Origin of the sequence: Dokdonella sp., assembly GCF_049593775.1 — a bacterium.
In the GTDB taxonomy this organism is placed as follows: domain Bacteria; phylum Pseudomonadota; class Gammaproteobacteria; order Xanthomonadales; family Rhodanobacteraceae; genus Dokdonella.
This window is the reverse complement of record NZ_JBAWHJ010000211.1, coordinates 1-10,807: the sequence shown is the minus strand read 5'-3', so window position 1 is coordinate 10,807 and position 10,807 is coordinate 1. Positions and strand designations below refer to the sequence as shown.

General features: G+C 59.8%; 13 protein-coding genes. 8 read left to right on the top strand and 5 right to left on the bottom strand.

Features of this window, described 5'->3' with window-relative positions; all coding sequences use genetic code 11:
• A partial coding sequence (locus tag WBP53_RS07500; RefSeq protein ID WP_423927495.1) for an HAD family hydrolase occupies positions 1 to 667 on the bottom strand: 667 nt, incomplete at its 3' end.
• A 37-nt stretch (positions 668 to 704) separates the two neighbouring features.
• Complete coding sequence (locus WBP53_RS07495) at positions 705 to 1,847, bottom strand: substrate-binding domain-containing protein (RefSeq protein ID WP_423927493.1); 1,143 nt, start codon at positions 1,845 to 1,847, stop codon at positions 705 to 707.
• Positions 1,848 to 2,100: 253 nt separating this feature from the next.
• Between WBP53_RS07495 and gspL the strand changes: the two genes are divergently transcribed.
• From gspL to WBP53_RS07475, 4 genes are all read left to right on the top strand, one after another.
• Complete coding sequence (gspL, locus tag WBP53_RS07490) at positions 2,101 to 3,300, top strand: type II secretion system protein GspL (protein WP_423927491.1); 1,200 nt, start codon at positions 2,101 to 2,103, stop codon at positions 3,298 to 3,300.
• On the top strand, positions 3,300 to 3,788 hold the full coding sequence (gene gspM / locus WBP53_RS07485) for a type II secretion system protein GspM (protein ID WP_423927489.1): 489 nt from the start codon (positions 3,300 to 3,302) through the stop codon (positions 3,786 to 3,788). Before gspL ends, gspM begins: the two co-directional genes overlap by 1 nt.
• Before the next feature lie 62 nt (positions 3,789 to 3,850).
• A complete protein-coding gene (locus tag WBP53_RS07480; RefSeq protein ID WP_423927487.1) occupies positions 3,851 to 4,618 on the top strand; it encodes a type II secretion system protein N in 768 nt (255 codons plus the stop codon).
• Between the two features lie 3 nt (positions 4,619 to 4,621).
• Positions 4,622 to 5,449, top strand: coding sequence for an inositol monophosphatase family protein (locus tag WBP53_RS07475; protein WP_423927485.1), 828 nt, complete (start codon positions 4,622 to 4,624; stop codon positions 5,447 to 5,449).
• Between the two features lie 69 nt (positions 5,450 to 5,518).
• Here WBP53_RS07475 and uraH read toward each other — a convergent pair whose 3' ends face one another.
• The 3 genes from uraH to WBP53_RS07460 all read right to left on the bottom strand — a co-directional run bounded on the left by uraH (position 5,519) and on the right by WBP53_RS07460 (position 8,044).
• The gene (gene uraH / locus WBP53_RS07470; protein WP_423927483.1) at positions 5,519 to 5,872 is read right to left on the bottom strand and encodes a hydroxyisourate hydrolase; all 354 of its coding nucleotides are present in this window, start codon (positions 5,870 to 5,872) and stop codon (positions 5,519 to 5,521) included.
• A gap of 64 nt (positions 5,873 to 5,936) precedes the next feature.
• Complete coding sequence (locus WBP53_RS07465; protein WP_423927481.1) at positions 5,937 to 6,593, bottom strand: response regulator; 657 nt, start codon at positions 6,591 to 6,593, stop codon at positions 5,937 to 5,939.
• Positions 6,590 to 8,044 carry an ATP-binding protein gene (locus tag WBP53_RS07460; RefSeq protein WP_423927479.1) on the bottom strand — a complete coding sequence of 485 codons (1,455 nt, stop codon included), beginning with the start codon at positions 8,042 to 8,044 and terminating at the stop codon, positions 6,590 to 6,592. Before WBP53_RS07460 ends, WBP53_RS07465 begins: the two co-directional genes overlap by 4 nt.
• Before the next feature lie 188 nt (positions 8,045 to 8,232).
• Here WBP53_RS07460 and nudE point away from each other — a divergent pair, with 188 nt between their 5' ends.
• From nudE to WBP53_RS07440, 4 genes are all read left to right on the top strand, one after another.
• Positions 8,233 to 8,790, top strand: a complete 558-nt coding sequence (nudE, locus tag WBP53_RS07455; RefSeq protein WP_423927477.1) for an ADP compounds hydrolase NudE — start codon at positions 8,233 to 8,235, stop codon at positions 8,788 to 8,790.
• Positions 8,787 to 9,587 carry a 3'(2'),5'-bisphosphate nucleotidase CysQ gene (gene cysQ / locus WBP53_RS07450; RefSeq protein WP_423927475.1) on the top strand — a complete coding sequence of 267 codons (801 nt, stop codon included), beginning with the start codon at positions 8,787 to 8,789 and terminating at the stop codon, positions 9,585 to 9,587. The genes nudE and cysQ overlap by 4 nt, the downstream gene beginning before the upstream one ends.
• Positions 9,588 to 9,698: 111 nt before the next feature.
• A complete protein-coding gene (locus WBP53_RS07445; protein ID WP_423927473.1) occupies positions 9,699 to 9,854 on the top strand; it encodes a hypothetical protein in 156 nt (51 codons plus the stop codon).
• Between the two features lie 668 nt (positions 9,855 to 10,522).
• Positions 10,523 to 10,807 (top strand): hypothetical protein (locus tag WBP53_RS07440; RefSeq protein ID WP_423927471.1); only part of this gene is annotated, 285 nt, incomplete at its 3' end.

Below are 10,807 nucleotides of genomic sequence, written 5' to 3'. Positions count from 1 at the left end.
ATTGGGCCAGTGCGTGGAGGTCGTTGATCTCGATGTCCGGTGCGGCAGCGTCGCTCCATCGCGCACCGCTGCGATTGATCCAGGCCGTGCGCATGCCAGCGGCACGAGCGCCAGCAACATCGGCCGTCGGGTCATCACCCACGTGCAGCACATGCTCCGGGGCAACGCCCAGGCGATCACACGCGTGCATGAAAATGCCAGCATCCGGCTTGGCGACGCCTACGTCCCCAGCGCTGACGCTGAACTGGAAGTGTTCGTGCAAGCCGATTCGGCCAAGATCGGCGGTGCCATTGGAAATGCTGATCAGGGGCAAATGCGCGGACATGATCGCAAGCGCTGGCGTCGTATCAACGTAGCAATCCACTTCGTTGCGCACGCGGACGTAGATCTCGTAGATTCGTTCGACCCAGTCTTCACCAAGGTTGAATGGGGCGAAAGCCCGGCGCAGTGTCAGTCTGCGCTGGGCCGCAAGATCGTGCGATAACTCGGGGTGGTCTCGGGCAACCTCGTCACGCAATTCGCGCAAGGCAGGAATTGGCCAGGCCGAGGCGACTTCGGGACAGTTCGAACGCAACCACAGATCTACGCTGGTTTCGACGCGCTCGATAACCGGGGCGATGGGCCACAGCGTATCGTCGAGATCGAGCGAGATTGCGCGAATGTCCATTCAGCCTGGTATCCCTCGTCTTCCCTGAAAACTCCGGTCAATTCGTTTCGGCGGGAACCGGTTGTCCGCCACCAGCATCCAGTTTCTGCTGTTCGACGCGTTCGAGATTGTCACGCGCCTGCTGGGTGGATTCGGCCGTGGGTGCGATTCGTGTCCGCGCCTCGAGTGTGGCCCTGGGTGCCGAAAGCGGCGGCGGTTCACGCGTTCGCGGGAAGGAAGCGAGGTCTGCCGGTATGACATCCACGATTGCTGAATCGATGAACGTGAGGCGGTTGCCATCCATTGCGTAGACGTCGCCGGCCTCGGAGTAGGGGACCAGTTGATGCTGGCGCATTACCTGCTTTGCACTGGGCGAATCCAGAAACGACACGAAATTGTCTACAGCAAGATCGTTGGGGGAGTCCTGGCGACTTACCACGTAGAGCGTGATAAAGAGCGGGTAGCTGCCATTGGCTACGCTTTGCGTGGAAGCAGCGATGCCCTCGACTGATAGCATCTTCATGCCCTTGTTGGCGAAGCTGTTGGACAGCGAGCTGAGACCGAGGCCATTGGGGTCGATGGCAATGCCTTCCTCGAGCTTGCTGGTATTGAGGTAAAGGCGGGGCGCCGCAATCTTCTGGTCGCCGTGGCGATACATCAGGCGTCGAAAGCTGTACTCAAGCCCGTCGAGAGGCGCGGCAATGGAATAGAGGTTGATCGTTGCGTCCGGACCACCCAGTTCCTTCCAGTTGGTGATGCGGCCCAGGTAGACCTGACGCATCTGGGCGAGCGATATGTTGCTGACCGGATTATTCGGATGGGTAACGGCAACGATGGCATCCAGCGCGACGGGCTGGAACACGAGATCGCGTTCCGTCTCGCGCCCCTGATGCATGCCACGTGCGCTACCGGCGATGTCGGCGCTGCCATTGATGACGGCATCGATACCGGAAATCGTGCTGAACGCTTCTACCTTCAGTTCGCCTTGATGGTCCTTGCGATAGGCAACGACCAGTTCCTTGGCGAATCCTCGGGCAGATACGATGTCTCCGCGCCAGATGATGACCGGCTTCTTTGCGACAGTCGTCTGGCTCGAAGGAGAAGACGCGTCGGCGGGTCGCGCATGCGCCACTGAAATGGAGAACGTGGCTAGAGCGATTGCGAGGACGAACAGTCGGAGCCGTGGGCTGATCTGGACCATAGGATGTTGGCTTTTGCGCGCAGTGGGGAAATCGGGGCGAACTTTAACATGCGCCTGCCTATTCGGCCCGGCTGTGAACCAGTCGAGAATAAGCGGAATCGGCCCCAAGCGCCGCAGTACGAGACTGCCGAACGAGGAGCGGGTCCGGCACTCTGCCGCGGTAATCATGCCGCCATTCGCCGATGGATCGCCGCCGATTTCCGGCGGAGGCCGTGGTTCTCGTACAATCGACCGGATTTCAAGGATTTTCCGCATGCCTGATCGCCTCCTGATTCGCCTCGACCGTAGTGGTGGCCTGACCTGGCTGCGTCAATTGCCAGATGGCCGCACGCCGTCGTCGAGCCAGTCTGGAGCGCCACCGGCCAGCGCGACAAGCACTGCTGGCGAGATTGTTGTCCTGGTCCCAGCCGAGGATGTGCTCGTCATCAGCGCTCGGGTGCAGGCGCGAAACAGTGCCCAGAGACGTCAGGCCATTCCGTTTGCCGTAGAGGACCAACTGCTCGGACCTGTTGAAGACCAGCATTTTTCGGTCGAGGACAGCGCCGCGGATCAACTGGGCGTGGCCGTAGTCGCCAGGCGGCAAATGCGCAAATGGATGGAGCAACTGACTGCAGCCGGCATTCGAGCGGATGTAGTGATTCCAGAATCGCTGGCCCTGGCATCAAAGCCGGGAGGTGCCAGTATCCTGGTAGAGGGGGATCGCTGCATTGTCCGCCTCGGCACCTGGTCAGCCATGGCTTGCCCGAGCGCTGACTTGCCGGCATGGCTGCATCTGACCCGAGAGGAAGGCGTGGAGCGCAACATCGAGGTCCACGAAATCGGTGATGGGGGAGCGCTCGAGCTGGACGCCGAGACGAGTACCCATCAGTCAGGCCTGGTCGATTCTCTGGTTTTTCTTGCCGGCCAGTTGGGCAAGCCGGAGATCAACTTGCTCGGTGGCGAATTTGCTTCCGGCCATCGCGGTGAACGTGCCGTACGCTGGTGGCGCCGAGTGGCCGCCATCGCCGCAGTCGTTGCGGTGTTGATCTTCGTGCATCGTGCGCTGGAGGTCGGCCAACTCACTCGCAACGTCGAGCGCATGGATACGGCGATGTCGGATAGTCTGCTTCGCACATTTCCGGATCTTGGTGCCGCCGAACGAACGCGGGCACCGCAAAGCGTCATGCGCGATCGTCTGGATCGCCTTCGCGGTGGCGACGAGACCAGCGGTCTGCTTCGGATGCTCGGTCAGGTAGCTCCGGTGCTTGGACGGACCACGCGAACCCAAATGCGTGGCCTGGAGTACCGGAACGGGATTCTCGAACTGGGTCTACGTTCTCCGGATGTAGCGACACTGGACAACCTCCGCGAGCAGTTTTCGGCTATTCCCGGCCTGATTGCCGAAGTGACGGCTTCGGTGCCTGCGGATACCGGCGTTGACGGTCGAATCCGCATTCGCGGGGTGGAGCCGTGATGGGTGCCTGGTGGAAGCAACTGGCCGAACGTGATCGGCGAATCCTGATCGTCGGTGCAGTGATCGTATCGGCATTCCTGGTCTGGTCATTCGTATGGCACCCGCTTGCCCTGAAGCAGGCTCAGCTCGTCGAGCAGCTCGACAACGGGCGTCGCGATCTCGCCTACGTGCGCGTCGCGGAGGCTGAGGTGGAGCGACTGCGCAACGCCGGTGTTCAGTCACGAGCCGACCGGCAGGGCAAATCGCTGCTTGCCCTGGTTGATGTGAGTGCGCGTGGTGCAGGGCTGGATACCGTGCTCAAGCGCCTGGAGCCGGTTGGGTCAAACAGCGTGCGTGCGAGTTTCGAATTTGTATCGTTCGACTCCCTGATTGCGTGGATTGAGCAACTCGCGCGCGACTATGGCGTGCAGATCACGGATTTTTCAGCAGACCGCGTTGACGCAACGGGTCTGGTGAATGCGCGCGTGACCCTGGAAGACGTTCCCTGACCTGTTCCTGCCCGGTCTTGTTCTTGCCCAATTTCCCCTGTAACTCCACAAGTCAGTAAACAATGAAAATATTCAAGTGGTTGCTTGTAGTGATTGTTCTTGTCGTCATCGTGGCGGTTGTTGTCGCGTGGACGATGCCAGCAGATGTGGCCTATCGATACATGGCGTCGCGGCTGGGTCCGGTGTCGCTGGTCGGCGTTCGCGGCACCGTATGGGATGGCCACGCCGATGGCGTCAGTGTGTTCGGACGCGATCTCGGCGAGCTTGACTGGAAGGTCGAGAAAGCGCCGTTGTTGCTGCGAAGCGTGCATGCCGACCTTCGCATTCGCGGCGCTGATATCGATACTTCCGGAATGCTGAAGCGCGATGCTGACGGAAACATCAATGCCAGCGACGTACGCTTTCGCGTTCCCGCCAGTCTGTTTTCGCCCGCGCTGGACCTGCCGTCCCTTCGCTTGCTCGGAACCGTATCGGGCACGTTCAAGAACCTTTCTCTGGTGGATGGCCTTGTTGCGAACGCAAGCGGGGATGCGCGTTGGTCCGATGCCGGCGTGAGCGGGAGTGCCGAAGCGAGGTTCTCGGATATTCTGGCCGAATTTTCCTCGAAACCTGATCGCAGTATCGCGGGTACGGTCGCCGATGATGGGAAAGGCAACCTCGCCGTCGATGGCTTCTTCAGCATCACCGCCACGGGGTTCAACGCCGAAGCGTTCCTTGCCGCACGCAATAACGATCAGCGCGTGCAGGAAGCATTGCGGTATATCGGCGAACCCCAGGCAGACGGGTCCTCGCACCTGATCATCAATGGTCAACTTTTCCCGGTGTTTTGACCAATGACCCTTTCAGCCGAGTTTCTTGCACGCGCCCTCGAAGCAGCACATGCGGCGGCAGATGCGGCTGAGCGCGTCATTCACGCGCGCTATCGGGAACGTAATTTTTCCGTCGTCGCCAAAGCGGATGCCACGCCGGTTACCGAAGCGGATCGCGAAGCCGAGACGGCAATCAAGGATGTGCTGCGCGCTTCATTTCCCACCCATGCTTTTCTCGGAGAAGAGCATGGTCGCGAAGGAGCCAGTGACTACCTCTGGCTGATCGATCCGATCGACGGCACCAAGGCGTTCGTGCGCGGCTATCCCATGTTTTCCACGCAGATCGCACTGATGCACAACGGCGAACTTGTGCTTGGCGTGTCTGCCGCGGGCGAATACGGAGAGCGGGCCTGGGCAACCAGCGGTGGCGGCGCATTTGTCGGACGCAATGTCAGCGAAGGAAACGCTGTGCGCGTTTCCGCGGAAACTCGATTCGGACCAATGGCTGCTGTTTCCACTGGCAATCTCAAGTCCATGGCAGCGCACGCGACGCGTTGGGAGGCGCTGGGCAGCCTGGTCAAACGTGTTGGCCGAATCCGCGGTTACGGGGATTTCCTGCACTATCACCTGCTCTCCAGGGGATCGATTGACCTTGTCATCGAATCGGACCTGAATATCCTCGACATCGCGGCGCTGGCGGTCATCGTGCGTGAAGCGGGTGGCGTGTTCACTACGCTCGATGGCGGGCCGATCGGGCTGGATTCAACAGATGCGCTGGCTGGCACCGCGGCTCTTCATGCTGAGGCGTTGGCGCTGTTCAATCCTCTGGCAGTTTCGCCTACCAGCCTCTGACAGGTTGCCTTCCCAGCATATTTTCTCGGTGGATTTGCCGCCAGATATCGAGATCACCCATTCACTGGTTCAGCCGCCACGGACCATGCTGTAGCCGTACGGGGAAACCAGTAGCGGAACATGCAGATCCGAATTGGCGTCGGCGATCCCGATGCGCAAGCTGATCACATCCAGGAATCGTGGTTCGGAAAGTGAAACGCCCAGCGTCGCGAAGTAGTCTCCTACGTGGAAGTCCAGTTCGTACTGACCTGCCTGCATGCCGCTTTCGCTGAGCAAGGCTGAATGATTTCGTCCATCTTTGCCGGTCAAGCCACGAATGAGCAATTCGCGGCGGTCTTCATGTAGCCGATATAGCTCAAGGGCGACGCCTGCTGCCGGCTTGCCACGCGACGAGTCGATGATCTGTGTTGTCAGTTTGGCCATGTGGGGGCTGAATCACGCTATAGAGGGTGCCGACAATATACCGCCGCCCCGTATCCGCGTCGCTCTAACCCTGCGGGCGCTGCTTCATGCCGCTTCGCCATGCGTAGACGGCAGCCTGCGTGCGATCACTGACGTTCAGTTTGCCGAGCAGGTTGCTGACATGCGTCTTTACTGTCTTCTCGCCGATGCCGAGGCGCTCGGCTATGAGTTGATTGCTAAGGCCTTCGGCCACCAGGGCCAGAGTTTCGCGTTCGCGCTGGCTGAGCGATTCAAGCATGCCGCTGCCGGGTTCCACGCCTCTGCGCAGGGCGTCCATCAGGCGCGCGGCAATCCGCTGATGAAGGACCGCTTCACCCTGAGCAGCCTTGCGCAAGGCTTCGGCAAGCTCATCGGCATCAACATCCTTGAGCAGGCAGGAGAGCGCGCCGGCTTGCACTGCCGAAACTATCTGCTGCACGTCCTCAAACGAAGTGAGCAGAACGACCTGAGTCTCCGGGCTGGTGGCGCGAATGGCTCGGGTCGCTTCAATGCCGCCACCAGGCATGACCAGGTCAACGAGGGCGACGTCAGGTCTTTCCGCCTTGCACAACTCGACCGCTGAGGCCGCATCGCCCGCTTCGCCGACGATGGTCAGGTCGGCGTGAGTTTCGAGGAAGGCGCGGATACCTTGGCGCACCAGATCATGGTCGTCGGCAATAACGATGCGTATCGGTGTGCTCATCTTGAAGCCTCTACCTGGAAGCCAATAGTCAGTGTCGTGCCACGCCCGGCTACGCTGTCGAACTTGAAGGTGCCGCCAGGCAGGGCCTCACTACGTTGACGCATGTTGCGCAGACCCATTCCGTTGCTGAAATCTTCCGGCGCGCCACAACCATTATCGGCGATGGAGAGGATTACGCGATCCGTCTCGCGGCGGAGGCCGATATCGACGTGTTCGGCTCGGCTGTGTCGCAGCACGTTGGAAAGTGCCTCATCAAGAATGCGCAAAAGCGAGTCCTCAAGCGTTTGCGCTAGTGCAGGCACATCCTCCACGGCGAAGCCAAGGCTGGTACCGCTGGTATGTGCCCAGTCATTCGCACGCATGCGCAAACGCTCGGCGAAAGGCAGCTCGGCATCGGAGGCGCGCATCTCGTCGAGAATCTGGGCCAGTTCCTGCTGGATCTGCTGGGTCAGGCGCTGGGCCAGGCCGAGCCGCTCTGACGCAGCTGTATCGCCGACCTCACGACGCAAGGTAGCCAGCTGCAAGTTGAGCGCGAACGCCTTTTGCTTGACCGTGTCGTGCAGATCCCGGGCAAGCCGCTGTCGCTCTGCCAGGGTGGCCAGCTGCGCGCGTGAGCGGAGCAGGCTCTTGAGATCCACGGCCATGCGGTCGAGCATGCCCGACAGTCCGCCAATCTCGTCGCTGGACCGGTCATCGATGCGATCGGAAAAGTCGCCGCGGCTCCAGGCCGAGGCCGCGCGCTTGATTCGGCTCAGGCGGCGAGTCACCCAGGCGGCAAGGAAGAACGATGATGCCAGTCCGAATACGATCAGGAACGCAAGTACGGTCGGCGATTCAAAGCTCGAATCGAACAGGACGTGCCGCCACGGCAGTGGAATTCGCAGCTCGACAAAAAGGTACGCGAACGATTCGCCGCCAGCATCCCTCAATGGCACAAGAATGCGCTTGATCGTGTATTCCGATTCGCTGCCTGGAAGTTCGATTGTGCCTTGATCCGTATCGACCGTGGCACGAGAAAGTTCGTCCGTAGTCGGCAGGTCTAGCCTCCAATGGACGCCATCTTCGGTACGCGCCAGCAACTCCAGTTGCGTGTCGTAAATCGCCGCGCCGAGCGGCACGTCACTGAGCTCGAGCAGAATATAAGACTCATCCGGAGTCAGTCCTCCGCGCGGCTGCTGCAGCCGAAGTATCCAGGCATCCAGCCAGAGTTTGAGGGCAACAGTATCGGTGCCCTGGATGCCGCGCAGATGGCTCCACTGGGTCGACAGTTCGGACGCCTCGCGCTTGGCCGCATGTTCCAGGCTTTCGTTCTGGACGCCATTGGTGAAGCGCTGGAACTCATAGAACAGAATGACTCCCTCGACGACGACCAGGGTAGGCAGCGAGAGCAGCGCATAGAACAGGGCGAGTTTTGCTACCAGGCCGCGAAATCGCGGGCGAAACACGTTCATGGCTGGAGACGTGGTGTCGGGAAGTTGCCTCAAGCATAGCGCCCCCGCCAGAAAACGCGGAGTTCCCGCCGTGCATGAGGATTTCTTCGTGAGCGCGCCGTGGCACCATGCAGGAGAATTCCTGTTCCATGCATCCCTGGATCAACCGGCAAGCGGCGTCTGAATATCCATGCGGTTACAATTCAGGGATGCACAAGAAACTCCCCACCATTCATGCCCGGCGCGAGATTGAACAAAGCCGGTTCCTGCGTGCCGAGCAGGTCGATCTGGAATTCTCGAATGGCGTGAGACGTACCCATGAACGTTTGCGCACATCGGGGTTCGGCGCCGTGATCATGGTGCCGATGCTGGATGAAGACACCGTGTTGCTCGTGCGCGAGTACGCCACCGGAATAGAGGGCTACGAGCTCGGACTTTCCAAGGGGCGGCTTGATCGTGATGAAACGGCGGAGCAGGGAGCCAACCGCGAGTTGAAGGAGGAGATCGGCTACGGCGCACGCAATCTGAAGATTCTTGCCACCTTGTCGATGTCACCTACCTACATGAGTGCGAAAACCCATGTCGTGCTGGCGAGGGATCTGTATCCCGAGCGCCTGCAGGGCGATGAACCCGAGGAGCTCGAAGTCGTGCCATGGAAACTCAGTGAGCTGCATAACCTGTTGAACGAACCAGAGGTCAGCGAAGGCCGCTCGATCGCCGCCTTGTTCATCGCACGTGAATATCTGGCCGGACGCTACACGCCATGAGTGCGAATTCCGAGCATCTGGTCGGTGAGGTTTGCCGAATTACTCGTGAAGCCGCTGCGGCCATCCTCGATGTTTATCGCAAGGATTTCGAAGTCGAGAGCAAGGATGATCGCTCGCCGCTGACCGAAGCCGATCTCTCCGCGCATCACATCATCGTTGACAGTTTGCGCAAGCTGACTCCCGGCTGGCCAATCCTGTCCGAAGAATCGGCTACGATCCCCTGGAGCGAACGCCGGCAATGGACGCGCTACTGGCTGGTTGACCCTCTGGATGGGACACGCGAATTCATCAAGCGCAATGGGGAATTCACCGTGAATATCGCCTTGATCGAGAATGGGCGGCCGACACTCGGTGTTGTCCAGGCACCCGTCACGGAGGAGATTGCCTGGGCGACCCAAGGAAAGGGTGCCTGGATCGCTATTGGACAAGGTGAGGCACGTCGATGCCGGACGCGCCCACGTGCGGATCCACTCGTTGTTGCAGGCAGCCGATCGCACGGCAATCCACGGCTGGCCGAAATGATGCAGCGTGTTGGCATGCATGAAATCACGGCCCTCGGATCTTCGCTCAAGTTCCTGCGCATCGCAGCGGCAGAGGCTGACCTATATGTGCGGCTTGGTCCGACTTCGGAATGGGATACGGCAGCCGCGCAATGCGTACTTGAGGAAGCCGGTGGTGCGGTCATCGACCTGGATGGAAATCCGCTGCGCTACAACGGCAAGGAATCCCTGCTGAATCCGGAATTCATCGCCTGCGGCGACAAGGGGCAGGACTGGGCTCGCATTCTGGCCGAGTAATTAGCACTGACTGGACAACTGGCATAGCGCTGTTCTCCAAATGCCCGGTACGGTCCAGGTGTCCAATGATCCACGCAGTTCATGGCTCCATGATCTGGTCGCACAATCAGCTTGGGTGAGCCGGACGCGCGCAACGCCTGTCATGCCCGGGATGCTTCAATCGTTTTCTCCTGGCCTCATGCGCTGAAACGCGTGCAATGCGTCTACTTCCTTGCCATGGCATTGAGTGATGGCGGTTTGCCAGGCAATGCCATCAAGGCGCCGTAAATGTTTCTGTTGGTCAATCCTGGTGGTCTCGGCCTGCAAGGCAACATCTCTCTCGGTCAGCGTCAATCGAGCAAAGAACGGAAGGCGGCCGAATACTCGCAGCGACTTGTTGCAGTGTGGCCCGCCGAAATGGCGTCAGCCAAGTGGTTTGAACTCTGGTTGGGAGAAGTTTCCTGAATGTTACTGGCGTGCAACGAACGCATTCCTGCATTGTGGAGATCGTGGAGCAAGTGATAACAAGTGCATTCGGATGCGATTGTTCGCCGTGAGACCGATTTGCTCCAGAAATGTGCAGTCGCACGCCCTTGCCATCAATAGGGGGCGATTGATGAGCTCAGCTTCCGACGCTTGAATTTGGGCGGGATGCCAGGGTCCTGGGAATGACATGGAGGCGGATTCGCACGTATGCGCGGCCGGCCTGACCGGTCGATCAGCAGTTCCACAAACTGACGGGATTGGCCGGCGACGTTCGCTGAAAATGCCGTTGGCCCCGCAAGGGGCTTCCTGTCGTGAGCTTCCAAGAAGTGTTTGTGATGACGCACAAGGACGGGGAAAATACTTGGGCCGGAATAAGCGTACGCTGTTCAGCGGAGATCGGTCAGTTCGTTGTGATTGAATTGTTCATGGTTATTGATCGGCCGCAATGGCCGAAAACGGGGAGAATGCGCATGAAAACGTCACGTTTTTCGTCTTTCGTTTCATTGTTGGCTTGTTTTGGCCTGGTGTCGCTGAGTGCGATTGCCGAGGACAAGATCCAGGGCACGCTGGGATCACCCAGCGCCACCCGCGTCATCGACGGCAAGCAGTTGCCCGCGCCAGACATGAAGTTCGGCGGCGTAATCAAGGATGATGCCTTGAATTCGAAATTCTGGTGGGCACCGCGGATTGTGCCACCGGCCAAGGCGCCCAACGTATTGCTGATCATTACCGATGACGCGGGGTTTGCCGTGCCG